The sequence below is a fragment of the Pantoea sp. GM_Pan_4 genome (genome assembly GCF_026541005.1).
Lineage (GTDB): Bacteria > Pseudomonadota > Gammaproteobacteria > Enterobacterales > Enterobacteriaceae > Pantoea > Pantoea dispersa.
This window is the reverse complement of the sequence record NZ_JALNUZ010000008.1, coordinates 156,064-182,095: the sequence shown is the minus strand read 5'-3', so window position 1 is coordinate 182,095 and position 26,032 is coordinate 156,064. Positions and strand designations below refer to the sequence as shown.

Annotated in this window: 21 protein-coding genes, 4 tRNA genes and 1 other RNA gene; 4 read left to right on the top strand and 22 right to left on the bottom strand. The window is 58.5% G+C overall.

What is annotated here, in order from left to right; all coding sequences use genetic code 11:
• Positions 1-1,197 carry a protoheme IX biogenesis protein HemY gene (gene hemY / locus OXR61_RS16855; RefSeq protein ID WP_021506978.1) on the top strand — a complete coding sequence of 399 codons (1,197 nt, stop codon included), beginning with the start codon at positions 1-3 and terminating at the stop codon, positions 1,195-1,197.
• A 628-nt stretch (positions 1,198-1,825) separates the two neighbouring features.
• On the opposite strand, the gene OXR61_RS16850 is transcribed toward hemY, so the two are convergent.
• The 19 genes from OXR61_RS16850 to trxA all read right to left on the bottom strand — a co-directional run bounded on the left by OXR61_RS16850 (position 1,826) and on the right by trxA (position 17,594).
• Positions 1,826-1,955: non-coding RNA, RtT sRNA (locus OXR61_RS16850), on the bottom strand.
• Between the two features lie 37 nt (positions 1,956-1,992).
• Positions 1,993-2,069 (bottom strand) — tRNA-Pro (locus OXR61_RS16845).
• A 36-nt stretch (positions 2,070-2,105) separates the two neighbouring features.
• Positions 2,106-2,192 (bottom strand) — tRNA-Leu (locus tag OXR61_RS16840).
• Positions 2,193-2,208: 16 nt separating this feature from the next.
• Positions 2,209-2,284, bottom strand: a tRNA-His gene (locus OXR61_RS16835).
• A gap of 90 nt (positions 2,285-2,374) precedes the next feature.
• Positions 2,375-2,451 (bottom strand) — tRNA-Arg (locus OXR61_RS16830).
• Positions 2,452-2,610: 159 nt separating this feature from the next.
• Positions 2,611-3,345: a lipopolysaccharide N-acetylmannosaminouronosyltransferase gene (gene wecG / locus OXR61_RS16825; protein ID WP_021506979.1), complete on the bottom strand. Its 735-nt coding sequence runs from the start codon at positions 3,343-3,345 to the stop codon at positions 2,611-2,613.
• A 28-nt stretch (positions 3,346-3,373) separates the two neighbouring features.
• Positions 3,374-4,717: an ECA oligosaccharide polymerase gene (wzyE, locus tag OXR61_RS16820; protein WP_021506980.1), complete on the bottom strand. Its 1,344-nt coding sequence runs from the start codon at positions 4,715-4,717 to the stop codon at positions 3,374-3,376.
• Positions 4,714-5,784, bottom strand: a complete 1,071-nt coding sequence (locus tag OXR61_RS16815) for a TDP-N-acetylfucosamine:lipid II N-acetylfucosaminyltransferase (protein ID WP_021506981.1) — start codon at positions 5,782-5,784, stop codon at positions 4,714-4,716. The genes wzyE and OXR61_RS16815 overlap by 4 nt, the downstream gene beginning before the upstream one ends.
• Positions 5,781-7,034, bottom strand: a complete 1,254-nt coding sequence (gene wzxE, locus OXR61_RS16810; RefSeq protein WP_267412444.1) for a lipid III flippase WzxE — start codon at positions 7,032-7,034, stop codon at positions 5,781-5,783. Before wzxE ends, OXR61_RS16815 begins: the two co-directional genes overlap by 4 nt.
• Complete coding sequence (rffA, locus tag OXR61_RS16805) at positions 7,034-8,164, bottom strand: dTDP-4-amino-4,6-dideoxygalactose transaminase (protein WP_021506983.1); 1,131 nt, start codon at positions 8,162-8,164, stop codon at positions 7,034-7,036. Before rffA ends, wzxE begins: the two co-directional genes overlap by 1 nt.
• Positions 8,164-8,859 (bottom strand): dTDP-4-amino-4,6-dideoxy-D-galactose acyltransferase, encoded by a 696-nt coding sequence (gene rffC / locus OXR61_RS16800; RefSeq protein ID WP_021506984.1) that lies wholly within the window; start codon positions 8,857-8,859, stop codon positions 8,164-8,166. The genes rffA and rffC overlap by 1 nt, the downstream gene beginning before the upstream one ends.
• On the bottom strand, positions 8,837-9,718 hold the full coding sequence (gene rfbA / locus OXR61_RS16795; RefSeq protein WP_021506985.1) for a glucose-1-phosphate thymidylyltransferase RfbA: 882 nt from the start codon (positions 9,716-9,718) through the stop codon (positions 8,837-8,839). Before rfbA ends, rffC begins: the two co-directional genes overlap by 23 nt.
• A gap of 23 nt (positions 9,719-9,741) precedes the next feature.
• A complete protein-coding gene (gene rffG / locus OXR61_RS16790) occupies positions 9,742-10,818 on the bottom strand; it encodes a dTDP-glucose 4,6-dehydratase (RefSeq protein WP_021506986.1) in 1,077 nt (358 codons plus the stop codon).
• Positions 10,815-12,074 carry a UDP-N-acetyl-D-mannosamine dehydrogenase gene (gene wecC / locus OXR61_RS16785; RefSeq protein WP_021506987.1) on the bottom strand — a complete coding sequence of 420 codons (1,260 nt, stop codon included), beginning with the start codon at positions 12,072-12,074 and terminating at the stop codon, positions 10,815-10,817. The genes rffG and wecC overlap by 4 nt, the downstream gene beginning before the upstream one ends.
• A gap of 2 nt (positions 12,075-12,076) precedes the next feature.
• Entirely contained in the window at positions 12,077-13,201 is a 1,125-nt protein-coding gene (gene wecB / locus OXR61_RS16780; RefSeq protein ID WP_267412441.1) for a UDP-N-acetylglucosamine 2-epimerase (non-hydrolyzing), read from the bottom strand.
• A 10-nt stretch (positions 13,202-13,211) separates the two neighbouring features.
• On the bottom strand, positions 13,212-14,261 hold the full coding sequence (gene wzzE, locus OXR61_RS16775; RefSeq protein ID WP_021506989.1) for an ECA polysaccharide chain length modulation protein: 1,050 nt from the start codon (positions 14,259-14,261) through the stop codon (positions 13,212-13,214).
• Positions 14,262-14,298: 37 nt separating this feature from the next.
• Positions 14,299-15,375 carry a UDP-N-acetylglucosamine--undecaprenyl-phosphate N-acetylglucosaminephosphotransferase gene (gene wecA, locus OXR61_RS16770; protein WP_021506990.1) on the bottom strand — a complete coding sequence of 359 codons (1,077 nt, stop codon included), beginning with the start codon at positions 15,373-15,375 and terminating at the stop codon, positions 14,299-14,301.
• 280 nt (positions 15,376-15,655) lie between these two features.
• Positions 15,656-16,915 (bottom strand): transcription termination factor Rho, encoded by a 1,260-nt coding sequence (rho, locus tag OXR61_RS16765; protein WP_021506991.1) that lies wholly within the window; start codon positions 16,913-16,915, stop codon positions 15,656-15,658.
• A 346-nt stretch (positions 16,916-17,261) separates the two neighbouring features.
• On the bottom strand, positions 17,262-17,594 hold the full coding sequence (gene trxA, locus OXR61_RS16760) for a thioredoxin TrxA (RefSeq protein WP_021313352.1): 333 nt from the start codon (positions 17,592-17,594) through the stop codon (positions 17,262-17,264).
• Positions 17,595-17,710: 116 nt separating this feature from the next.
• Here trxA and rhlB point away from each other — a divergent pair, with 116 nt between their 5' ends.
• Positions 17,711-19,006, top strand: a complete 1,296-nt coding sequence (rhlB, locus tag OXR61_RS16755) for an ATP-dependent RNA helicase RhlB (protein WP_031279615.1) — start codon at positions 17,711-17,713, stop codon at positions 19,004-19,006.
• Between the two features lie 6 nt (positions 19,007-19,012).
• Positions 19,013-20,497 (top strand): exopolyphosphatase, encoded by a 1,485-nt coding sequence (ppx, locus tag OXR61_RS16750; RefSeq protein WP_031279616.1) that lies wholly within the window; start codon positions 19,013-19,015, stop codon positions 20,495-20,497.
• A 138-nt stretch (positions 20,498-20,635) separates the two neighbouring features.
• Here the strand turns inward: ppx and rep are convergent, their stop codons facing one another.
• Positions 20,636-22,657 carry a DNA helicase Rep gene (gene rep, locus OXR61_RS16745; RefSeq protein ID WP_021506994.1) on the bottom strand — a complete coding sequence of 674 codons (2,022 nt, stop codon included), beginning with the start codon at positions 22,655-22,657 and terminating at the stop codon, positions 20,636-20,638.
• Between the two features lie 166 nt (positions 22,658-22,823).
• On the opposite strand from rep, the gene ppiC reads away from it, so the two are divergent.
• The gene (ppiC, locus tag OXR61_RS16740) at positions 22,824-23,105 is read left to right on the top strand and encodes a peptidylprolyl isomerase PpiC (RefSeq protein WP_021506995.1); all 282 of its coding nucleotides are present in this window, start codon (positions 22,824-22,826) and stop codon (positions 23,103-23,105) included.
• On the opposite strand, the gene OXR61_RS16735 is transcribed toward ppiC, so the two are convergent.
• Positions 23,106-25,166, bottom strand: coding sequence for an AsmA family protein (locus tag OXR61_RS16735; RefSeq protein WP_031279617.1), 2,061 nt, complete (start codon positions 25,164-25,166; stop codon positions 23,106-23,108).
• Positions 25,167-25,227: 61 nt separating this feature from the next.
• Complete coding sequence (pdeH, locus tag OXR61_RS16730; protein WP_021506997.1) at positions 25,228-26,001, bottom strand: cyclic-guanylate-specific phosphodiesterase; 774 nt, start codon at positions 25,999-26,001, stop codon at positions 25,228-25,230.
• Positions 26,002-26,032 lie beyond the last annotated feature (31 nt).

The window sequence follows — 26,032 nt, the reverse complement described above, 5'->3', positions numbered from 1 at the left end:
ATGCTGAAAGTATTGGTGCTTTTCCTGCTGCTGATTGCCGGCATTGTGCTGGGGCCGATGGTTGCCGGCCATCAGGGCTACGTGCTGATCCAGACCGATAACTGGAACATTGAGACCAGCGTCACCGGTCTGGCCATCATCCTGATTCTCAGCCTGCTGGTGATTCTGCTGGTCGAATGGATTCTGCGTCGCCTGTTCCGCACCGGCGCCCGCACCCGCGGCTGGTTCACCGGGCGGAAACGTCGCAGCGCCCAGCGTCACACGCAAAGCGCGCTGATGAAGCTGGCGGAAGGCGATTATCGTCAGGTAGAAAAGCTGCTGTCAAAGAATGCCGATCACGCCGATCAGCCGGTGGCGAACTATCTGCTGGCGGCGGAAGCAGCGCAGCAGCGTGGCGATGAAATCCGTGCTAACCAGCATCTGGAGCGCGCCTCTGAGCTTTCCGAGAACGATACCATTCCGGTTGAGATCACCCGCGTGCGCCTGCAGCTGGCGCGTAACGAAGATCACGCCGCACGTCACGGTATCGATCGCCTGCTGGAAGTGGCGCCGCGCCATCCGGAAGTGCTGCGTCTGGCCGAGCAGGCTTATATCCGCACCGGCGCCTGGGGCGCACTGCTGGATATCCTGCCCTCTATGCAGAAGGCGCAGATTAACGATGAGAACCAGCGTAACGCGCTGCAGCAGCAGGCATGGCTGGGTCTGATGAATCAGGCCATGGCCGATCAGGGCAGCGAAGGCCTGAAAAAATGGTGGCAGAACCAGAGTCGCAAAACCCGCCAGGAGACCCCGCTGCAGGTGGCGATGGCTGAGCATTTGATCGAGTGCGACGATCCGGACACCGCGCAAAGCATCGTGCTGGAAGGGCTGAAGCGTCAGTATGACGATCGGCTGGTGCTGCTGATGCCGCGTATCAAAAGCGGTGACCCGCAGGCGCTGGAGAAAGCGCTGCGTCAGCAGATCAAGCAGCACGGCGCCACGCCGCTGTTGCACAGCACGCTCGGCCAGCTGCTGATGCGCCACGGTGAATGGCAGCAGGCCGCAGAAGCCTTCCAGCAGGCGCTGGCACAGCGTCCGGATGGCTTTGACTATGCCTGGCTGGCGGACGTTTACGATCGCCTGCATCGCCCGGAAGACGCGGCTAAAATGCGTCGCGAAGGTCTGTTACTGACGCTGAAGAACAATCCTGGAGCCTGATTTTACAGTTGTTATTTTTGTGCACGCCGGGCCAGTCCCGGCTTTTTTTTGCCTGAAAGAGCGTGCAGGGAATACGGCATCAATCCGTGAACGGCAGATAAAAAAACACCTGCCAGAAGCAGGTGTAAGATCAGGTCGGTAAGACAACTGATGGTATCCGACTCAACGTAATGTCCTTCTTACTGCAGTAGCGCGTGCACGTTACTGCCAGCTGGACAACGGATACCGTAAGGGGCTCTGCATCATTCCCAGGTTTATGTTGCATTAGCAAACATAAGAGGTGGAATGAGCATCTACGCCGAGATTATTGCACAAAGCGTGCCAGAATGGCATGAATCACGAGAAGTTATTTTATATCAGTCAGTTAGATAATCCCGGCCTGCTAACAGCGGTTACGATGTCGCGAAAACGCGACAGACCGTTTTAAAGCTGTCTCCGCTGAGCGACAGGCTGTGCAAGGAAAGGTAAGGCTTTTAAAAATCAGCAGGTTAGGTGTCGCTTAATAGCGACAACTCCCCGACTGCTCTTCCTTCGCTGCGCCCGGCGCAAACCTCCTGCAGAGATTCTCATCCTCTTTTACTACAGACGAAAAAAAACCTGCTTTTTGCAAAGCAGGTTTCTTAAATGATGGTCGGCGAGAGAGGATTACGCTTCTCTGCGAGAAGCGCCCTGCGGGCCGTTGCTGACGCAACGTTGTCTCGCTACGCTCGGCTCAAACCTCCTTCGGAGGTTCTCATCCTCTTTTGCTACAGACGAAAAAAAACCTGCTTTTTGCAAAGCAGGTTTCTTAAATGATGGTCGGCGAGAGAGGATTCGAACCTCCGACCCACTGGTCCCAAACCAGTTGCGCTACCAAGCTGCGCTACTCGCCGATTTTTTACTGCCTGTTACTGCTTACTTGTTTTGCCTGGTGCGAAGAGAGGGACTTGAACCCTCACGTCCGTAAGAACACTAACACCTGAAGCTAGCGCGTCTACCAATTCCGCCACCTTCGCATGTCCCAGCAAAATCTGGGGTGGCTAATGGGACTCGAACCCACGACAACTGGAATCACAATCCAGGGCTCTACCAACTGAGCTATAGCCACCATAATTCTGGTGCGTAAGCGTAACCGCTTACTTAATGCACTGCATAACGCGGTTAAACCAACCACCGAAGCTCTTGCGCACAAACTAAATGGCGCGCCCGACAGGATTCGAACCTGAGACCTCTGCCTCCGGAGGGCAGCGCTCTATCCAGCTGAGCTACGGGCGCGTAGCGCCGTTGCGGATGGGCATACTACGTATTTGACTCCAGGCTGTCCAGTGCTTTTTCATAAAAAAATCGCGTTTGCTTACGCTTTGTGCATTCCGTCGATAAATAACGCAATTTGCCTGCTTAACCTGCCGGAATTACAGCACTATTCCTGCCGCGTTACAGATCGCCGCGCCAGTGATAGCGTAAATATTTCAGCAGTTTTAACTGACGGCGCCAGCGTGATGGCTGGCGTATCAGGCGATACAGCCACTCCAGCCCTAATTGCTGCCAGATGCGTGGCGCACGCGTGACGTGGCCGGTAAAGACATCATAGGTGCCGCCGACCCCCATATATAGCGCGTGCGGCCAGTGTTCGCGACAGTCGCGCATCAGCAGCTCCTGGCGCGGCGATCCCTGCGCCACGGTCACAATCTGCGCCCCGCTGGCGGCGATGCGCGCAAATAGCGCCTCGCGTTCGGCAGGGGCGAAGTAGCCGTTCTGGCTGCCCACGATGTTGACGTTCCACTGACGGCGTAATTTATCGCAGGTTTCCTGCAGCACCTGCTCACGCCCGCCGATTAAAAACACCGGAATACCGCTGCGGCCCGCCTGTTCCATCAGCGCTTCCCACAGATCGGCGCCGGCGATGCGGTTCACCGTCAGTTGCGGGTATTTTTTTCGCAGCGAACGCACAATGCTGATGCCGTCCGGGTATTTGATCTCCGCGGCGGCGATCAGCGCGCGTAGCTGGGCATCCTCTTCCAGCGTCAGCATCTTTTCGGCGTTGATCGCCACCAGCGTGCCGCTGCGCGGCTTGCCGTCCGGCAGCAGAAAGTGAAGAAAGCTCGCCATATCGGCGAAAGCGTGTAAATCGATGCCGCGCAGGGTATAACGCGGATGATCGGTTTCCATGGTCGGTATTTCCCGTCAGGCCCGGAGGTTAAGCAGAGCGCGATAAAACTGGCTCCGCGCGCGGGCGAATCAGCCCGGCACGCGCTAACAGCCAGAAAAGTAACTTCGCCAGCCCAACGCAGGCGGCGAAAATCAGGCAAAAGAACACCACGCGCGAGCCGAATGCATCCAGCCCTTCGCGCGCCAGCACGATCATATTGAACACCGCGCCAAAGCAGAAGCTTTGCAAAATGGCACCGCTGTAGCGGTTGCCGGCTTCGCGCCCCTGCTGGTAGAGAGAATCAAACCCTTTCATCAACAGCCCGACCGCTATCGCCCCAAGGGGAATAAAGCCTGCGCCGCCCATGATCAGCAGCGAACCGAGCAACGTGGGCGAAATCGCCAGCCCGGAGTGGTTATTCAGCACTTCCCAGGTGAAATAGTTGGCGCTGTTGAGCACCATCGATGGCCGATCCGGCCACAGCCAGCCCGGGATAAACACGTAGAAATCACGCCAGATCGGTGCCAGCCCCTGAAAATCGATTTTGTCGTAATTCTGCAGCAGCAGCGCAAGGTTTTCCCACGGCGAAAAGGTGTCGCGCGTCAGATAGAGAAACGTGTAAAACGCTTCATCACCCACCACGTCGAGATTGTAACGACGCAGCGCCAGCCAGAACATGCCGCCAATCGCCATCACGCCGGCCCCCACCAGCATCCACAGCGTAATCCAGCCGCGCGTAATGCCGATGAACAGGAACAGCGCAAAGGCGATGATGATATTGGCGCGCGTCCCGCCCACCAGCGCATAGGTCAGCAGACCAAACGCCACCGTGATCAGCAAAAACAGCAGCCACTGGCGCTGGGTAGGATTAAGGAAATAGCGGATCAGCATCGCCGGAATGAAGAAGTAGAAGAAACGCTTGAGCGCCACGCCGGACACTTCGCTGGAGAAGATCTGGTTATAGGCCGACAGCCGGAACAGCAGCAGGCCGTTATGCATAAAGAACACCGTGACGGTTCCCACCGCCACCAGCGCCAGCAGCAGGCAGGTCAGATGGGTTTCCACCCGGTTCATCGTCAGCCAGGGTTTGCGCGGCGCCGCCTGCGCAGGCCGCAGCCGCACTTTGTAGCTGACGTAATAGATGGCGTAGAAACTGGTGGCGGCCAGCAGCGCCTGCAGCAGATAGTCTGCCGGCACCACGCTGACGTTAAAGCGGAATACCAGCACGCTGGTCAGCGGGAAGCCAAAGTAAAAGGTCAGCAAAAACAGCAGGGTAAAGAACAGGTGGAAATTAAAACGCACCCGTTTAAATTCGCGCCAGGTCAGCGTCAGAATGAAGCCCAGCGAAAACAGATACACCACCAGCAGACCACTAAACTGCAGCAGGCTCATGTCGACTCCCTTTCACTCTCCGCCAGGGCGTGGCGCCATCCCGCCAGATAGCCCGGGGCAAAAAAGGCGATAGCGGAACGATCGCACTGCGCCAGCTGACGCTGCGCCTCCGCCACGCGCATGCGATCCAGCGCATCAGCGCTAAATAACACCGGCAGCCCCTGCTCGCTCAGATCACGCCAGAACGGATTCTTGCGGTTAACCACAAACGGAATGCCGGCCTGAATCAGCAGGCACAGCGTACCGATGCCCTGCTGACGCTCGAACATAAAATAACCGAGCTGACAGCGACTCAGCAATTGCAGATAGGCTGTGAAGTCGATTTTGTCGCGCAGCAGCGTTACCTGGCCGCGCGGAAACAGGCGCTGCGCGGCGGCATCAATCTCATCGATGTACTCATAGTTGCTGGCCGGATAACCGAGCGGGATCACCACGTTAACCTGCTCACCAAACTGGCGGCGAATCGCCTGCAATCCTTCAATGTGCCGGTTGCTGCGATCGCCCGAGTTGCCGAGCAGAATGGTAAAGCTGTCGCTGGCGGCAGGTGCGGGTATCGCGGCCTCCGGCATACGCGTTGGAAAATAGAGCAGCGAAGTGGGTACGCGCGGATGGCGCTGCTGGAAAAAGTGCAGATCGCCGCGCGTGGCAAACACCTGCGCCATGCGCCCCTGGGCGATACGCCGCAGCAGATAAAACAGGCGGTACTTCAGCCCGGCGCCCTCTTCGTAGAGATCGGCGCCCCAGACGTGCCAGAACGCCTGCTGTCGCCGCAGCTTGCCGCTGAGCAGCGCCAGCCACAGGCGCGGATTGAACTGGCCGTGAAAGAAGAAGCGCTGACGGCGATCGGCGGCGCGTGCGATCACCGCCTGCGCCAGCGCGCGCTTGCTGGGATACACGTCGATCTGCAGCTGAGGATAGGCCAGCAGGGTATCCGGCGCGGCCGACACCACCATAAACTGACGCGGCGCGTCAGCGGGCGATTCAACGCTCATGACGTCGTTAAAGAAGCGCAGCAGCGTGTGATTGTGATGCGGGATATCGGAGCCCAGCACGTGAAATAGCGTCATTTTTTCCGGCAATAAATCAAGAAAGCGCCACAGCAAAGGGCAAAGTAGAGCACGTAGGTCGCCATGTAAGCCTGCGCCGCGCCCGCCGTTCCGTGCAGTGGGATCAACCAGTGCGCAAAGGCGGTCAGCAGCACAAACTGGCTGATTTCCGTGAGAATATAAAAGCGCAGTGAGGCTTTGGCGATCACCAGGTATCCGAAAACATAGGCGCCTACTTTAAAGACGTCACCGCACAACTGCCAGACAAAAAGATCGCGCATGGCGCTGAACTGCGGGGAAAACAGCAGCCAGATGGCGACATCGCGCAGCAGCCAGACGCAAAAGCTGGCCACCGCCACCGCCGGCAGCACAAAGCGCAGTGCGCGGCCAATTTCGCGCGCGATGTCAGCTTTATGCTCCAGCCGCGCCAGCATTGGCAGCAGCCAGACGCTGAACGTGGCGGTGATAAATTGCAGATACGCATCGGAGATGCTGGTGACGCCCTGCCACAGACCGACCTGTGCCCAGCCCTGCTGCTGCGCCAGCAGATTACGCATCATCACCCAGGCTACCGGCAGGGTCACGGCCGTCATCAGCGCCATCAGGGTAAATTTGGCCAGATTACGCGCCAGCGCCGGCTGCCACTGCGGCATCAGCCAGCGCAGCGGCAGTTCCTCGCGGTGGCGTCGCAGCATCCACAGCGCCGGCCCGACCAGCAGCGCCGGCACCAGCGCCAGCCCGACCAGCGCACCGGCATAGCCACCCAGCCACCAGCACAGCACATAACCCACCACGCCGATCAGGCTGCCGGCGATCAGCGCCAGCGCGTTACCGCGCGCATCGCGAAAACCTTTCAGCAGCGCCAGTGTCAGGTTGGCCCAGGCAATGCCCAGCTGCAAAAAGGCGACGATACGCACCACATTTTGCCAGGCGGCGTGGCCAAACAGCGCCCGGCTGATGGGCTCCGCCGCCAGCAGGAACAGCAGCGCCAGCAGCGTGGAAAACCCCAGCACCATTGCCGACGCGGTGCCGGTCACGGCACGCAGCTGTGCCGGCTGCTGGCGGAACTGCGCGACATAGGTGGTTACGCCGTTGAAGATACCCGCGCCGGCCAGCACGCCGAGCACGGTAATCAGCTGGCGAAAGTTACCCGCCTGGCCGACGCCCTCGGGGCCGAAGCTCACCGCCAGCAGTTTCACCACCAGCAGGCCAGCGACAATTTTTACCAGCGTGGACGAGGCGGTCCACACTGAGGCTCTGGCTAACGACATCAGGCAAAGAAGCTCAGCAGCGAACTGATTACCGTACGCTGGTTGTTGTCCGACAGGTTGTAGAACAGCGGCAGCCGCAGCAGGCGCTCGCTCTCGCGCGTAGTGAACGCATCCGTGCCGTGGAAGCGGCCAAAACGCGTGCCGGCCGGTGAGGAGTGCAGCGGGATATAGTGGAACACGGTGAGGATCTCCGCTTCCTTCATCCAGTTAATCAGCGCCTGGCGATCCTCGCTATCGCGCAATTTGAGATAGAACATGTGGGCGTTGTGACGGCAGCTGGCCGGCACCGCCGGTAACGCAATGCGCCCGCTGGCTGCCAGCGGCTGCAGCGCGTCGTAATAGTTTTGCCACAGGCGCAGACGCTGCTGGTTGATGCGTTCCGCCGCTTCCAGCTGCGCCCACAGATAAGCCGCCTGCAAATCCGCCATCAGGTAGCTGGAACCAATATCGCGCCAGGTATATTTATCCACCTGTCCGCGGAAGAACTGGCTGCGGTTGGTGCCTTTTTCGCGGATGATCTCCGCACGCTCGATCAGTTTCGCCTCGTTGATCAGCGTGGCGCCGCCTTCACCGCCGGCGGTGTAGTTTTTCGTCTCATGGAAGCTAAAGCAGCCGATATGGCCGATAGTGCCCAGCGCGCGCCCTTTGTACTGCGACATCACGCCCTGCGCCGCATCTTCAATCACATACAGCTGGTGCTTTGCCGCCAGCGCCATGATGGTATCCATCTCGCACGCCACGCCCGCGTAATGTACCGGCACGATGGCGCGCGTTTTCGGCGTGATTGCCGCTTCAATCTGCGTTTCGTCGATATTCAGCGTATCCGGGCGCACGTCGACAAATACAATGGTGGCGCCGCGCAGCACGAAGGCGTTGGCGGTGGAGACAAAGGTGTAGCTCGGCATGATCACTTCATCGCCGGGCTGGATATCGATCAGCAGCGCGGCCATCTCCAGCGAAGCGGTGCACGAGGGCGTCAGCAGCACTTTTTTGCTGCCAAAATGCTGCTCCATCCACTGCTGACAGCGCCGGGTAAAACCGCCGTCGCCGCACAGCTTGCCGCTGGCCATCGCCGACTGCATATAGTCAACTTCGGTGCCCACAACCGGGGGCGCGTTAAATGGGATCATCAGGCTTTCCTGTAAAACCAGTAGGCGGTGCTTTCCAGCCGGGCACCGCTGCGTAAATAGAGGCGCATCGCCGTAAGATTGCTGAGCTGGGTTGCGACCCGCAGACGTTCGAGCTGGCGCACCCGGCCCCAGTCGGCTGCCGCCAGCAGCAAACGCTGCCCGACGCCGTTGCCCTGCACCGCCGGCAGCACCGCCAGCAGACCGATACGCGCGTCACCGGCGACTTCGCGCATGGAGACGAAACCCTGCAGCGCGCCCTGCTCGTCGCAGGCGATTAGACACTGATGATCAAAAGTGCCGCGCACCGCGTTCTCAATCCACTGTGCGTAGAAGCGGCCGCTGTCTTCAGCGTCAAACCAGGGGGCACGAAAACGGCTCTGGCTAAACGCCTGGCCCGCTGCCGCGCGCAGCTGCGGGATCTGCGCTTCGCGCGCGATGCGCACGCCGGTCTGCCGTTCGGTGCGTTTGATATTGATCGCCAGATCCGCTTCGCCTTCCACCAGCTGAAAACCATACTGGCTCAGCGCATCTATCGCCGCGCTGTCCTGCGCCGGCACCTTAACCTGCCACAGCGTGTAAGGCTGCTGCAGCGCCTCGGCCAGCGGCACATCGCCATCCAGCGTCAGCCGCGCCGTGGCGCAGCGGAAGAAGTCGCTCTCCCACGCAAGGGGATCAATACTGACGCGGACGGGCATGCAGAATATCCAGCAGATACTGGCCGTAGCCGGTTTTGGTCAACGCCTGTGCCGCTGCCAGCAGCTGCTCATCGCTCAGCCAGCCGTTGCGCCAGGCAATCTCTTCGAGGCAGGCAATTTTAAAGCCCTGGCGTTTCTCCACCGTTTGCACGAACACGCTGGCCTCAATCAGGCTGTCGTGGGTGCCGGTGTCCAGCCAGGCAAAGCCGCGCCCCAACAGCTCCACCGCCAGTTCGCCCTGCTCCAGATACATCTGGTTGATGGCGGTAATTTCCAGCTCGCCGCGCGCCGAGGGCTGCACCTGCTTCGCAAACTCCACCACGCGGTTATCGTAAAAGTAGAGGCCGGTGACTGCCCAGCGCGATTTCGGCTGCTGCGGCTTCTCTTCAATCGACAGCGCGTTGAAGTCGTCATCAAATTCCACCACGCCAAAACGTTCCGGATCCATGACCTGATAGGCAAAGACCGTGGCACCGTGGCTGCGTGCGGCCACCTTTTTCAGTTTCGGACTGAAGCCCTGGCCGAAGTAGAGATTGTCGCCCAGCACCAGACAACAGCTGTCGTCGCCAATAAAGGATTCGCCGATGATAAAGGCCTGCGCCAGGCCATCCGGGCTCGGCTGCTCGGCATACTGCAGCTGCAGGCCAAATTCACTGCCATCCCCCAGCAGCCGCTCAAAATGGGCGCGATCGTCCGGCGTGGTAATAATAAGAATGTCGCGAATCCCCGCCAGCATCAGCACCGACAGCGGATAGTAGATCATCGGTTTGTCGTACACCGGCAGCAGCTGCTTGGATATCGCCCGGGTTATCGGGTGCAGGCGCGTGCCCGAGCCACCGGCTAAGATGATACCTTTCATCGTTGCTCCTCCTGCATGCGTGCTTAACGCGGGGTGGCTAAGCCCAGACGCTCGCCGCGATAACTGCCGTTGAGAATCGCCTGCCACCACTGCGGATTGGCCAGATACCACTGCACGGTTTTGCGGATGCCGCTGTCGAATGTTTCCTGCGGCGTCCAGCCCAGTTCACGGGCGATTTTACTGGCATCAATGGCATAGCGCAGGTCGTGGCCGGGACGATCGTGAACAAAGGTGATCAGTTCCCGGTAGCTGCTCAGCCCGGCAGCGCGCTGTTGCGGTGCCAGCTCATCCAGCAAATCACACAGCGTCTCCACCACCTCAATATTGCGCCGCTCGTTGTGGCCGCCAATGTTGTAGGTCTCGCCCACTTTGCCGCTGCTGACCACGGTGTAAAGCGCGCGGGCGTGATCTTCCACATACAGCCAGTCACGAATCTGGCTGCCGTTGCCGTACACCGGCAGCGGCTTACCGGCCAGCGCATTGATAATGGTGAGGGGAATCAGTTTTTCCGGGAAATGGTAAGGCCCGTAGTTGTTGGAACAGTTGGTGACCACCACAGGCAGTCCGTAGGTGCGCAGCCACGCACGCACCAGATGGTCGCTGCTGGCTTTGGTCGCCGAGTAAGGGCTGCTCGGGGCGTACGGCGTGGTTTCGGTAAAGAAATCTTCCGTGCCGTGCAGATCGCCAAACACTTCGTCGGTGGAGATATGGTGCAGGATGAAGCCTTTCTTGCGCTCATCCGTCATGCCGTTCCAGTAATGGCGCGTCGCCTCCAGCAGCTGGTAGGTGCCGACAATATTGGTTTCGACAAAGGCGATTGGCCCGTCAATCGAGCGGTCCACGTGACTCTCTGCCGCCAGATGCATGATGCAGTCCGGCTGGTACTGCGCCAGCACGCGATCCAGCGCGGCGCGGTCGCAGATATCGACCTGCTCAAAAGCAAAGCGTGCATCCTGCTCAACCGGTGCCAGCGACGCCAGATTGCCGGCATAGCTCAGCTTATCCACCACCACCACCCGGTGGTCGGTATTGGCAATCAGGAAGCGCACCAGCGCGGAGCCAATAAAACCGGCGCCGCCGGTGACTAAAAACTGTTTCATCGCCAGACTCCTTTGGTATCCACAATCCACGGCTGCGTCACCTGTTCAGGGGTGACGGCGCGGAACTGCGCATGATCGACCAGCATCACCAGGATGTCGGCGTGTTGCAGGGCATCAGCCAGCGACACCAGCGTAGCGCGTTCGGCGAGCTGCGGCGGAATATCCGCCACATGCGGCTCGACCACCCAGGTGCGGCCGCTGTGCCAGCCCGCAATACGCTGCGCCACCGACATCGCCGGGCTTTCACGCAGGTCATCGATATTAGGTTTGAATGCCAGACCGAAGCAGGCGATAGTCACGTCCGTGGCACGCTTGCCGCTGGCCGTCAGGCACTCGGCCAGCGCCTGTTTAACCTGATCCAGCACCCAGCCCGGCTTGGCATCGTTGACCTCACGCGCGGTTCGGATCAGCCGTGCCTGCTGCGGGTTTTGCGCCACGATAAACCACGGATCGACCGCAATGCAGTGGCCGCCAACGCCCGGTCCCGGCTGCAGGATATTGACGCGCGGATGGCGGTTCGCCAGCGCAATCAGTTCCCACACGTTGATCCCCTGTTCGGCGCAGATCAGCGACAGTTCGTTGGCAAAGGCGATGTTCACATCGCGGAAACTGTTTTCCGTCAGCTTGCACATCTCTGCGGTGCGCGCGTTAGTTTCCACACACTCGCCGCGCAGGAAAATGCGATACAGCTCGCTGGCGCGCGCCGAACAGGCCGGCGTCATGCCGCCAATCACGCGGTCATTTTCCAGCAGCTCGACCATCACTTTCCCCGGCAGCACGCGCTCCGGGCAGTAAGCGATAAACACGTCAGGCTGCTCGCCATGCTGCGGGAAGCGCAGATCCGGGCGCCCCGCCGCCAGCCATTGCGCCATCTGTTCAGTAGCGCCCACCGGCGAAGTTGATTCGAGGATTACCAGATCGCCGGCCTTCAGCACCGGCGCAATCGACAGCGCAGCCGCCTGCACGTAGCTGAGATCCGGCTGATGATCGCCGACAAACGGCGTCGGCACGGCAATCAGAAAGGCGTCGGCAGCTTCAGGCTGGGTGGTGGCGCGCAGGTTGCCGTTGTGCACCGCTGCACGTACTACGTCGCCCAGTTCAGGCTCGACGATATGAATTTCGCCGCGATTAATGGTTTCCACCGCGCGCGCATTGATATCCACGCCGATGACCTGTTTCCCGTGCGAAGCAAAAACGGCTGCCGTCGGCAGCCCAATGTAGCCCAGTCCGATAACGGAAATGGTTGAAAAACGCATAGTTAAACTCTGTGTTGTTTAAGTGCCTGCAGGATGCGCGCGCAGGCATGGCCGTCGCCATACGGATTGTGCGCACGGCTCATCGCCTGCCACGCCTCGTCGTCCTGCAATAGCAGGCTGACTTCAGCAACAATTTTATTCACGTCGGTGCCGACCAGCTTCACCGTACCGGCCGCGACCGCTTCCGGCCGCTCGGTGGTTTCGCGCATCACCAGCACCGGTTTGCCCAGCGACGGCGCCTCTTCCTGGATGCCACCGGAATCGGTAAGAATCAGCCTGGCGCGATTCATCAGCCAGACAAACGGCAGGTACTCCTGCGGCTCAATCAGAATGATGTTGTTGATACCGCTCAGAATACGGTTTACCGGCTCACTGACGTTAGGGTTGAGGTGCACCGGATAGACAATTTGCAGCTGCGGATGCTGACGCGCCAGCTGCGCCAGCGCGCTGCAGATGCGTTCAAAGCCTTCGCCAAAGCTTTCGCGCCGATGGCCGGTAACCAGAATCAGCTTTTTGTCGGCCTCAAGGAACGGGTAACGCGCCGCCAGGCGGGCATTGAGATCGGCATCATCCAGCACCCGATCGCGTACCCACAGCAGCGCGTCGATCACCGTATTGCCGGTGACGAAAATGCGCGCATCGGGCAGATTTTCGCGCAGCAGGTTTTGCCGGGAATTTTCTGTCGGCGTGAAGTGATAGCTGGCGAGATGGCCGGTCAGGGTGCGGTTGGCCTCCTCCGGCCACGGTGACATCAGGTTACCGGTCCGCAGACCCGCCTCAACGTGGCCCACCGGAATCTGATGGTAAAACGCGGCCAGGCTGGCGGCAAAAGTGGTGGTGGTATCGCCGTGCACCAGCACGACATCCGGCTGGAAGTCTGCCAGCACGGTCTTCATACCCTGCAAAATGCGGCTGGTGATCTCGGTCAGCCCCTGCTCGGGCCGCATAATATTGAGGTCATAGTCGGGCTGCAGCCGGAACAGGCGCAGTACCTGGTCAAGCATTTCACGATGCTGTGCCGTCACGCACAGGCGCGATTCGAAGGCAGCATCCTGCGCCAGTGCCTGCACCAGCGGAGCCATTTTGATCGCTTCAGGGCGCGTGCCAAATACAGTCAGAACTTTCACGCGGATTCTCTTAGTGACGGTTGGCGAATGTTGCACGCGGACGACGCACCAGCGCTACGCCGGCACCCACCAGCGCACCGATCGCGCCCCACATCACCATCATAAACAGACGACGTGGGCTATCGCGGCTGACCGGCTCTTCCGGCGTGCGCAGGTAACGGTAGGTCTGGAACGGTTTATCCAGGCGCGGCCCGGCCTGCAGTGTGTTGAGCATCGCCCTGTTTTGATCATAGCTTAAATCGTAAGCAGGTCCGCTGGCTTGCAGAGTATCCAGCTGCGCCTGCAACATCTGCTGCCCCAGCAGGAAGCGATCGCTGTCCGGCAGCGCTTCACCGCTGACCGGCGCGCGGTTCTCTTTGATGCCCTGCTGGCTGGCCACTTTCAGCGCCTGCTCGATGCGCTGGCGACGGCGATCAAACACCGCCTGTGCCACTTCCTGCTGACGACTGACCTGCGCCTGCAGCTGCACGCTGCGCGCCTGCCACGCACCTTTGAGCTCATCGTTGAGATGGCGCGCGGCGCGTTCGCTGGCATAGGCAATGTACTGCCGCAGCAGATTGTTGGCGTCGCCGGCGGTCTCCGCAATCAGCTTAATGTTATCCAGCGTATTGTGAGTGGCATCGGCCGGGGTGAACTGAATGTTGGTGATCAGATCGTCGAGCAGCGCGGCATCATTGTGCGCATTACCGCTTTTGCGGCTCTTATAGTAATCAGTCTGCAGCCAGAAATCGCGACGCGTATCCCACGACGCCAGCTGCATGGTGAACTCCTGATAGACCTCATCCATCACCGTCGGTGCTGGCGTATTCAGGCTGACGGTCTCGTTGCGCACATCCAGATTATTGAGGAACTGCTGCTGCACAAAGAATGCGCCCAGCATATTCACCGTCGGCCGATCGGTCACCGCCGTGGCGCTCCAGGATTGCTTCATTAACATGGAAGCCAGCCACGCCAGCAGCGCAAACAGCAGCGCCAGGCCAATAATCCAGCCTTTGCCGCGCCACAGCGTGCAGCCGAGGCCACGTACATCCAGTTCGTTCTCCACAACGACAGAGGTCATAACAAAAGTGTCCTTATCCGGGTACTTATCTGGGTAATTATTTTTTCTCTTCGCCGCTGCTTTGCCAGCGACGTTTGATACGACGGATTTTGCGCGCGACGCGCCATGCATGTTTCAGGCAATAACCGTAAAGGAGGAAAGCAGCGAGGAACAGCGCCAGCATGACCCACTCGGGAATAAATGCCAGATATTCGCCCAGCACGCCGATCCCGGCCAGCAGCGCGGCGGCCACGGTAATCAATAAAAATGCCTGCCGGGAGGTAAAACCGGCCCGCATGATCAGGTGATGGATATGCTGACGATCGGCCGAGAACGGGCTCATGCCCTTGCGCAGGCGACGATACATGATCGCCACCATGTCCATCAGCGGAATAGCAATCAGCCACAAGGCGGTGACTGGCGTGATGGGATGGCTGAGGCCCTGCGTCGTTTCCAGCAGAATCCAGATGATGGTGAAGCCGATCATGGTACTGCCGGCATCACCCATAAACACTTTATAACGGCGGCCTAAAAAGCCGAGATTAAGCAGAATGTAGGGAATGGTGGCGGCGATCATCGCGAAGCACCACATCGCCAGGCTGGTCTGTCCGTCAAAATAGAGGATGATGCCCATCGCGGCGAAGGTGACGCAGGATAAGCCACCCAGCAGGCCATCAATACCGTCCACCATATTGAAAGCATTGATCGCTGCCCATACCGCGAACAGCGTCAGCACATAGCCGAAAGGCCCGACGATCAGCTCGACCGGACCAATGATAAACCCCAGGCTCAGTAAATAGAGTTTTGCCCCGACCATCATCACGATGGCAATCGCCGCCTGAACCACGGCACGGATTTTGACGCTGATATCAAAGCGGTCATCGAGCGCGCCGACCAGCACCAGTACCCCGGCGCAGAAGAGGTACAGTACGGCGTGCGGCAGATAATAATTTGAGATGGCAAAGGCGAAGCAAATCCCCGCATACACGGAGATACCGCCGACTAACGGAATGGCGCCATGGTGTCGTTTTCTGGAATTCGGCGTGTCCACAAGCCCAATTTTTTTAGCCGCTTTACGAGCAAAAAACAGGAACGCTAAAGAAAAAAGAAAAACTAAACCAAGCTCAGTACTCATAGTGAGTAAATTCACGTTAACGCTCTCAGCTAAAATCATGGACAACAATAAGCAATTTTCCCGCCATTGCTGTATATCCCTGGTCTGAATTCTGTCGCAGCGCGTGCGTTTGCTGAAAAAACCGCCGCTTTGCTGCCTCAGTCAATATGTCTGCTTCCTGACAGGCATAATCCTAATGCCCACAAATGAAAAACGCCACGTTAAGACGTGGCGTTAGTCATAAATCCTGGCAATTTGTGCCGTTAGCCGGCTGGCTCAGGCCGTTACCGGCGGCAACAGATTACGAGCGTTTCATCATATCGAAGAATTCGTCGTTGGTTTTGGTCATTGCCAGTTTATTGATGAGGAACTCCATCGCATCAATTTCACCCATCGGATGGATGATTTTGCGCAGGATCCACATCTTCTGCAGCTCTTCCTGAGAGGTGAGCAGCTCTTCTTTACGCGTACCGGAACGGTTGTAATCGATAGCCGGGAACACGCGCTTCTCAGCGATTTTACGTGACAGGTGCAGTTCCATGTTACCTGTACCTTTAAACTCTTCGTAAATCACTTCGTCCATCTTCGAACCGGTATCAACCAGCGCGGTGGCGATGATGGTCAGGCTACCGCCCTCTTCCACGTTACGTGCCGCACCGAAGAAACGCTTCGGACGATGCAGGGCGTTGGCGTCAACACCACCGGTCAGGACTTTACCCGACGCCGGCACTACGGTGTTGTAGGCGCGCGCCAGACGGGTGATGGAGTCCAGCAGGATGATAACGTCTTTTTTGTGCTCGACCAGGCGCTTAGCCTTCTCGATCACCATCTCTGCAACCTGCACGTGACGCGAGGCCGGTTCGTCAAAGGTAGATGCGATAACTTCGCCTTTCACCAGACGCTGCATTTCGGTCACTTCTTCCGGACGCTCGTCAATCAGCAGCACCATCAGCACGCAGTCAGGGTAGTTGTACGCGATGCTCTGCGCGATGTTCTGCAGCAGCATGGTTTTACCGGCTTTCGGCGGTGCGACGATCAGACCACGCTGACCACGACCGATTGGCGATGCCAGATCCAGCACGCGCGCCGTCAGGTCTTCGGTCGAACCGTTACCACGCTCCATGCGCAGACGGTTGTTCGCGTGCAGCGGCGTCAGGTTTTCAAACAGAATCTTGCTACGGGCGTTTTCTGGCTTGTCGTAGTTAACTTCGTTAACTTTCAGCAGCGCAAAATAGCGTTCACCTTCTTTCGGTGGGCGGATTTTGCCAGAAATGGTGTCACCAGTGCGGAGGTTGAAGCGGCGGATTTGGCTGGGAGAAACGTAGATATCATCGGGACCGGCGAGGTAGGAGCTGTCTCCGGAGCGGAGGAAACCAAATCCATCCTGCAGTATCTCCAGCACACCATCACCGAAGATGTCTTCGCCGCTCTTCGCGTGTTGTTTCAGGATGGCGAAAATAATGTCCTGTTTGCGCATACGCGCCAGGTTTTCCAGCCCCATATTTTCGCCGAGAGTAATCAGCTCAGAAACCGGCGTATTCTTTAATTCGGTAAGATTCATAGTGATGGGTTCTTAAACTCGGGGTAATTCTCGAAATGTTTGTCGTGAATGGTATGGCAAAAATTCCATGCCTGTTAATGGCTCTTTTTCAACGCTGCTCGACGGTTATCGTCAGATGTGGCGATAGGAAGCGAGGAGACGGTCGAAAGGTGATGCCGAATGTGCTAGCCGTCAGATTGCCAAACCACGAAAACGTTCAATGCGAGCTGGGTCTGACAAGGGAAAACTTTAGATGCAAACTACAAGGTAAGTGCGTAATGCAGTGAGGTCAACTTAACACGCCTGAAGGGAGACGTCCAGCAGTGGCGAAAAAATTCACCACTGCCGAACAAACACCGCGCCGGGCTTAGGCCAGGTTAGCGTTCAGGAACTCTTTCAGCTGACCTTTAGACAGCGCACCCACTTTGGTCGCCGCCACTTCGCCGTTCTTGAACAGCAGCAGGGTCGGGATACCGCGAATACCGTATTTTGGCGCAGTACCTGGGTTTTCATCAATGTTCAGCTTGGCGATGGTAAGCTTACCGTCGTACTCTTCTGCGACTTCGTCGAGAATCGGGGCGATCATTTTGCAAGGACCACACCATTCAGCCCAGAAATCTACCAGCGTCACACCGTCGGCTTTCAGCACGTCAGTGTCGAAACTGTCATCGGTCAGGTGAACGATTTTATCGCTGCTCATGTTTAACTCCAAAGATTATGCCTGGCGAATTGGCGTAAAATATACCAACGTAGGTTGACTTTATTTCATCGGATACGCTTTCGTAAAGCGATAGTAAGCTGATATTCTACCACACTATGAGCAAAACACACTTAACAGAACAGAAGTTTTCCGACTTCGCCCTGCACCCACAGGTAGTGGAAGCCCTTGATAAGAAAGGCTTTCATAACTGCACGCCGATTCAGGCGCTCGCGTTGCCTTTTGCGCTTTCAGGGCGTGATGTCGCGGGTCAGGCGCAAACCGGTACCGGCAAAACGATGGCGTTCCTGACGTCAACGTTTCATTATCTTCTTTCTCATCCTGCTGCTGAAGGCCGCCAGGTTAATCAGCCACGCGCGCTGATCATGGCACCGACGCGTGAGCTTGCGGTGCAGATTCATGCCGATGCCGAGCCGCTGGCGCAGGCCACCGGTCTGAAGCTGGGCCTGGCCTATGGCGGCGACGGCTATGACAAGCAGCTGAAAGTGCTGGCAGACGGCGTCGATATTCTGGTGGGCACCACCGGACGCCTGATTGACTACGCCAAACAAAATCACATCAACCTCGGCGCCATTCAGGTCGTGGTACTGGATGAAGCGGATCGCATGTTCGATCTCGGCTTCATTAAAGACATTCGCTGGCTGTTCCGCCGCATGCCGCCGGCCACCCAGCGCCTGAGTATGCTGTTCTCGGCCACGCTTTCTTATCGCGTACGTGAACTGGCGTTCGAGCACATGAACAACGCCGAATACGTTGAAGTTGAGCCCGAGCAGAAAACCGGCCACCGCATTAAAGAAGAGCTGTTCTACCCTTCGAACGAAGAGAAGATGCGTCTGCTGCAGACCCTGCTGGAAGAAGAGTGGCCGGACCGCGCCATCGTCTTCGCCAACACCAAGCACCGCTGTGAAGATATCTGGGGCCACCTGGCTGCCGATGGTCACCGCGTGGGCCTGCTGACCGGCGACGTGGCGCAGAAAAAACGCCTGCGCATTCTGGACGACTTCACCAAAGGTGACGTGGATATCCTCGTTGCCACCGACGTCGCCGCGCGCGGCCTGCACATCCCGGCAGTTACGCACGTCTTCAACTACGACCTGCCGGACGATCGCGAAGATTACGTGCACCGCATTGGCCGTACCGGTCGTGCTGGCGCCAGCGGTCACTCCATCAGCCTGGCCTGTGAAGAGTACGCGCTTAACCTGCCGGCGATTGAAGAGTACATCGGTCACGGTATTCCGGTGAGCAAGTACAACAGCGACGCCCTGCTGAGCGACCTGCCGCCACCGAAACGCCTGCAGCGTAACCGCTCGGGCAACGGTCCACGTCGCGGTGGCAACAACAGCAACCGTCGCGGCGGTGCCCCGCGCAACAACAACCGTAAACGTTCGGGTTAAGCACACATGCTAAGCGCATCGTCACTTTATGCTGCGATTGATTTAGGTTCTAACAGCTTTCATATGTTGGTGGTGCGCGAAGTGTCCGGCAGTATTCAGACCGTCGCGCGAATTAAACGCAAGGTGCGTCTGGCGGCAGGTCTTGATGCGGCCAACCATCTCTCGGCTGAGGCGATGCAGCGCGGCTGGCAGTGCCTGCGTCTGTTCTCCGAGCAGTTGCAGGACATTCCCCCGGAACAAATCCGCGTTGTGGCAACCGCCACGCTGCGCATTGCCAGCAACGCGCAGGATTTCCTGACTCAGGCGGAACAGATTCTCGGCTGCGCGGTGAACGTCATCAGCGGTGAGGAAGAAGCGCGCCTGATCTATCAGGGTGTTGCGCACACCACCGGCGGCTCTGACCAGCGGCTGGTGGTCGATATCGGCGGCGGCAGCACCGAGCTGGTGACCGGCGAAGGTGCGCACGCCACGACGCTGTTTAGCCTGTCGATGGGCTGTGTGACCTGGCTGGAGCGCTTCTTCAGCGATCGTCATCTCGCCAAAGAGAACTTTGCCCAGGCCGAACAGGCCGCACGTGAAATGATCCGTCCGATTGCGCCGGCACTGCGAGAGAAAGGCTGGCAGATTTGCGTGGGCGCGTCCGGCACCGTCCAGGCACTGCAGGAGATCATGGTGGCGCAGGGCATGGATGAGCGCATCACCCTGAGCAAACTGCAGCAGCTCAAGCAGCGTGCCATTCAGTGCGGCAAGCTGGAGGAGCTGGAGATTGAAGGCCTGACGCTGGAGCGTGCGCTGGTGTTTCCCAGCGGCCTGTCGATCCTGATCGCCATTTTCCACGAGCTGAGCATTGAGAGCATGACGCTGGCCGGCGGCGCACTGCGCGAAGGGCTGGTGTACGGCATGCTGCATCTGCCGATTGACCGCGATATTCGCAGCCGCACGCTGCAGAACGTTCAGCGTCGTTTCGCCATTGATGTTGAGCAGGCGGGCCGCGTGCGCCAGCTGGCAGAGAGCTTTTTCCGTCAGGTGAGCAGCAGCTGGAAGCTGGATCAGCGATGTCGCGATTTACTCCTCAGCGCCTGTTCAATCCACGAAATTGGCCTGAGCGTCGATTTCCGCCAGGCACCGCAGCACGCCGCGTATCTGATTCGCCATCTCGATCTTCCTGGTTTCACTCCCGCGCAGAAAAAAATGCTGGCCTGCCTGCTGCAAAACCAGAGCGGCAGCATTGATCTGGCGCTGCTGACGCAGCAAAACGCCGTGCCGCCGCGCATGGCAGAGCGGCTGAGCCGTCTGCTGCGGCTGGCAATCATCTTCTCCAGCCGGCGGCGCGACGACACGCTGCCGGCGGTGCGTCTGCAGGCGGATGATGATGCGCTGCATCTGACGCTGCCGGCAGGCTGGCTGGCTGCGCATCCGCTGCGCGCCGAGCTGCTGGAGCAGGAGAGTCATTACCAGTCGTATGTGCACTGGCTGCTGACGATTTCCTGAACGAACCTGCTGCTGCGTTGAAAAACGCCCGGCAACTGCGCCTTTACGCGAGTGAAGTTTGCTTTGCCGGGCGCTTTGCCTCTGCGGCGCGCGCAACAGATTTCGCCACAGGCCAGACTTGCGGCTGTGACGAAACCATTACCCCTTCTTCGCATTCTCCAGCATCGCACGTAAGCCGGCGACGCGCGTTTGCCCGGTTTTCACCCGCTCTTCGGCGCTGATCACCTTTTTCTCACGCTCCCACGCCACATCATCCTGCGGCAGTTCCAGCAGGAAGCGGCTTGGTTCCGGACGTACCAGCTCGCCGTACTGACGGCGCTCGCGGCACAGGGTAAAAGTCAGCTCTTTCTGCGCGCGGGTGATGCCCACGTAGGCCAGGCGACGCTCCTCTTCGATATTGTTCTCATCGATACTGCTCTGATGCGGCAGCAGCCCCTCTTCCATGCCCACCAGATAGACATAGGGGAACTCCAGGCCTTTCGAGGCGTGCAGCGTCATCAGCTGGACCTGATCGAGCTCTTCGTCGCTCTCGCCGCGCTCCATCATGTCGCGCAGGGTAAAACGCGTCACCACCTGCGCCAGCGTCATCGGCTCGTTAAGTTCGTCGCCCTCCAGCATTTCGGTCATCCACTGAAACAGCGTATTGACGTTCTTCATGCGCATTTCCGCCGCTTTCGGGCTGGGGGAAGTTTCGAACAGCCAGCTTTCGTAGTCGATGCCGCGAATCAGGTCGCGCACCGCATTCACTGGTTCACGCTCGGTGAGCTGAACGATGTCATTCAGCCAGTGGGTAAAGCGCTGCAGATGCTCCAGCCCGCGCCCGGAAAGCGTCTGTTCCAGCCCCATATCAAAGCTGGCGTTAAACAGGCTTTTGTTGCGCAGATTGGCCCACTCACCCAGCTTCTGCAGCGTCGCGGGGCCGATCTCGCGGCGTGGCGTGTTCACGATGCGCAGAAACGCGCTGTCATCTTCCGGATTGGTCAGCACGCGCAGATAGGCCAGCAAGTCCTTGATTTCCGGCCGCGAGAAAAACGACGTGCCGCCGGAGATGCGATAAGGAATACGGTTCTGCATCAGCAGCTTTTCAAACACGCGCGACTGATGGTTACCGCGATAAAGAATCGCGTAATCTTTGTACTGGGTTTTATTGATAAAGTGATGGGCAATCAGCTCGCCCGCCACGCGCTCGGCTTCGTGATCTTCGTTGTTGGCACTCAGCACTTTCAGCTCGCTGCCCTCGCCCAGCTCAGAGAACAGCCGCTTTTCAAACACGTGCGGATTGTTGGCGATGAGGATATTGGCGCATTTAAGAATACGCTGCGTCGAGCGATAGTTCTGCTCCAGCTTCACCACTTCCAGCGCCGGGAAATCCTCTTTCAGCAGCACCAGGTTCTGCGGCCGCGCGCCGCGCCACGAGTAGATAGACTGATCGTCATCGCCGACCACGGTAAAGCGCGCCCGGGCGCCGACCAGCAACTTCACCAGCTCATACTGGCTGGTGTTGGTGTCCTGATACTCATCCACCAGCAGATAGCGGATGCGCTGTTGCCAGCGTTCGCGCACCTCCTGATTCCGCTGCAGCAGCAGGGTCGGCAGCAGAATCAGATCGTCGAAATCCAGCACGTTACAGGCTTTCAGATGCTGATCGTACAGCGCGTAGCAGTGGGCAAAAATCTGGTCGCGCTGTGATTTGGCGAGACCGGCCGCACCCTGCGGATCGACCAGGTCGTTTTTCCAGTTGGAAATGGTGGAAATCAGCTGCTGCAGCAGGGTTTTATCTTCTTCCAGCCACTGTTTGGTCAGGTCCTTAAGCAGCGCCAGCTGATCCTGATCGTCGAACAGCGAGAAGGTCGATTTCATGCCGAGCGCCTTGTATTCGCGCTTGATGATCTCCAGGCCCAGGGTGTGGAAGGTTGAGATCATCAGGCCGCGCGCCTCTTTGCGTCCCAGCGTTTGCGCCACGCGTTCTTTCATTTCGCGCGACGCCTTGTTGGTGAAGGTCACTGCCGCGATATGGCGCGCCTGATAGCCGCATTCACGGATCAGATGGGCGATTTTATTGGTGATCACGCGGGTTTTACCGGAACCCGCACCGGCCAGCACCAGACAGGGACCGGTGACAAATTCGACAGCACGTTGTTGGCCGGGATTAAGACGCATAGAAAAACATCACTCAATTTAATCAGACAGGAAGATTTACATCGCGCCGTAGGGTGCGCATTGATGCGCACCTGAGCGCAAAGGTCGCCATCAATGGCGACCCTACAAGTGACGCGCACTACGCTATAATGCGTCGAATATTATACATACATAACGGAACACCATCATGGCGAAAACCGCGGCGGCTTTACATATCCTGGTGAAACAGGAAGCGCAGGCGAAAGCGCTGCTGGCGCAGCTGGAAAAAGGCGCGAACTTTCAGCAACTGGCAAAAAAACACTCGACCTGCCCGTCCGGGCGTAACGGGGGCGATCTGGGGGAGTTTCGCAAAGGGCAGATGGTGACGGCGTTTGATAAAGCGGTGTTCACCTGCCCGCTGCTGCAACCTTACGGACCGGTGAAAACCGCTTTTGGCTACCACATCATCAAAGTGCTGTGGCGTAACTGATCACTTTTTGCTTTTCATCTGCTGGAGCACGTTGCTGCACTGATTGTCATCGGTGTCGCTCGGCGAAATCAGCGCCAGCAGTGCGGCCGCAGGCGCGACCACCGCCCCCAGCGCGACGGCTGCGGCACCGCGCGCCAGCAGCGGACCGGCTTTGACTCCGGCATCCGGATTTTTGAAGGTGCCGCGCACATACAGCGGCGAACGCAGCGTAATGATACGAATGCCCTTGCTCTCCGGGTTGATCGACAGATCCAGTCGCTCATTAGCAAAGTTAGCGTTGCCGGTAACGTTAATCACCGCGTTCTCGGTATCGAACACGAACAGCCGCGGCGTCGCCAGTCCCTGACGGATATTCAGATCGGTCGCGGCACAGTTGATGCGCACCTCATCGTCGCCAAACAGTTTACCCACCACATAGTTACCAACGTTCAGCCCGGCAATCTCCATCAGGCTGCGGCTGATCAGGCCATCGTTCATCAACAGTTTCAGCTCGCCATTGCTGGTGCCCAGCAGGTCGGCCACCGAATTGCCGGTGCCGGTCAGGCTGGCATCCCCGTTGAGCTGGCCGAGACTACGCTGCATGGCGGTGACATCCGGGAACAGCTGACGCAGTTGCAGCTTGCGCGCATGCAGGTCGGCGCGGCCGCGCATCGGTGAACGATCGCCCTCCAGATGGATGGTCGAATTAATGCTGCCGCCGGCCATGCCGAAGCGCAGCGGATCCAGCAGCAGGTCGCCATTTTTCAGCTGCAGATGGGTATAGAGATCGCTGAGCGGCAGCTTGCTGCTGTGCTCGATACGCTTGCCGCTGAACTTCACGTCAGCGTCCATCACATCCCAGTTTTTGGTATCGAACTTGTCATGTGGCAACACGCGATCCGCCGGCTGGGTGCTGGCCTCACCGTGCTGCGCTTTGGCCTGCGCCGTTTTTTCACTGCCCTTGCCGGAGTTAACCCCAATCAGCGGCCCAAGGTCCGCCATACGCAGCTGGTTCGACGTCAGCTCGCCGCTCAGCGTCGGACGCGGTTTACCCTGACGGTAGCTGAGCGAACCGTGGATATCGCTGTCACCAATATGACCGTTGAATTTTTCGTAGCGGAACAGCGGCCCTTTCTCTTCATTGAAACGCGCAATCAAGTGGCCGTCAGTTTCATACGGTGGCGTGTCCGGCAGCAGCACGCCGGTTAAGCCGTACAGATTTGCCAGCGTGTCACCGGAGAAGCGCAGCCGCACATCCAGCCCGCCGAGATTGAGCGGATCCTGCAGGGTGCCATCCACGCGCACACGTGTGGTGCCATTGCGTACGTCGAGCTGCAACGGGAACGGCGTGGTTTTGCTGCGCAGCGACAACATACCGCCAATCTTACCGTCACCATCGAGTTTCTGGTTGTTGTAGGTCCCGCTTGCCTGCCAGCCAAACACAAAATCGCCGGCCCCTTTTTGCTGGTCGTTACCGCCCGCGACCTGCGCGTACGGCACCGGTTTGCCCAGCGGATTGATCTTCACCGTGACATCGGCTTTGTTGATGGCGTCGCGATAGCGCAGCTGTCCCTGATCGAACAGGATATTATCAAGGCGGAATGACCATGCCGAAGGCGGCGCGTTGGGGTCGCTGTTTTCGCTGCTGGCGAGGTTGAAGGTCCAGTTATTTTTCTTATCGGCGGTCTGCACCAGTCGCGCATCCGGCTGCTGCATCTTAATCCACGGCAGGTAAATCTCTTTGTGCAGCAGCGCCAGCGGCGCCAGCGTGGCTTCCACCCGCTGCAAATGCACCATTGTCACTTCCGGCACGCTGGGCGGATTACCGAGCATGACATCGTCAGCGTGCACCTGCGGCCACGGCACCCAGCTGCGCCAGCCTGGCTCTTCGCGATTGCGCACCCAGGCCACGCCAAGATCGCCGCGAATAGCGAACGGTCGGTTCAGTTCTGCCGAGACTTTCTGGTTGATGGTTGGCTTCAGGCGGTTCCAGTCAAAGGTGGCGATAATCACCACGACCACCACAACCAGCAACAATAAAATCCCGACCACCCAGCTAATTATTTTTCCTGTACGCGACATTTTGCCTCCTCCTTGCCCTTCCACGTCTCCTTAAAGATAGTCGAGACGCGGCAGAACGGAATTACGGAAGCTCAAGTACCAGGTTTTCCAGCTGGTTAAACGGCAGCGGACGGGAAAAATAATAGCCCTGTGCGGCCATGGCGGGCGAGTTGCGCACCTGCTGCCACTCCTCCTCGTTTTCCACCCCTTCGACGATCACGCCGTTACAGTAACGGTTAATCAGCGCCAGCAGCATGGAGAACAGCGAGCGGCCCTCATCACTGGCGCGCAGCAGCATAAACAGCTCGCGCGAAAGCTTGATGTAGTCGTAGCGCAGTTCGGTCAGCGCGGAGAAGTTGGCCATACCGGACCCAAAGTCATCCAGCCACAGCGGGCCCAGCTCCGGCATCTGCGCCACCATCTCTTCCTGCGGCAGCGCGTGGTGCTCAGTCAGTTCGAAGCGCACCCACGGCAGCTGGACGATCAGCGCGCGCACGGGCGCATGCTGCTGAATGGCCAGTAACGTGGGACCATCAATATTGACGGAGGCCACCAGTTGACGCTGGCTGAAGAAGGAAGCCCACTGTAATAACAGTTCAAGCTGCTCCTGGACGATGTCGAGACGCTGGGCAATGGTCAGCGCCTCGAAATAGTCTTCGGGTGACACGTTTTGCTCAGGTGCGGCGGGATGCACCACGGCGGTAAGCAGTTCAATAGCCAGTAAGCGGCCAGAAACCTGGTAAATCGGCTGGAAAGTGTAGCACCGTTGGCACTGCTGCCAGTAGAGACGGGTTTCTTGTTGTTGCTCAAGTTCGGGAGAAAAAGGCAGCCGATGACTCAAATTCTTCATCACCATGGTGTTTTCCTGGTTGGTATTGAGTGCCTGC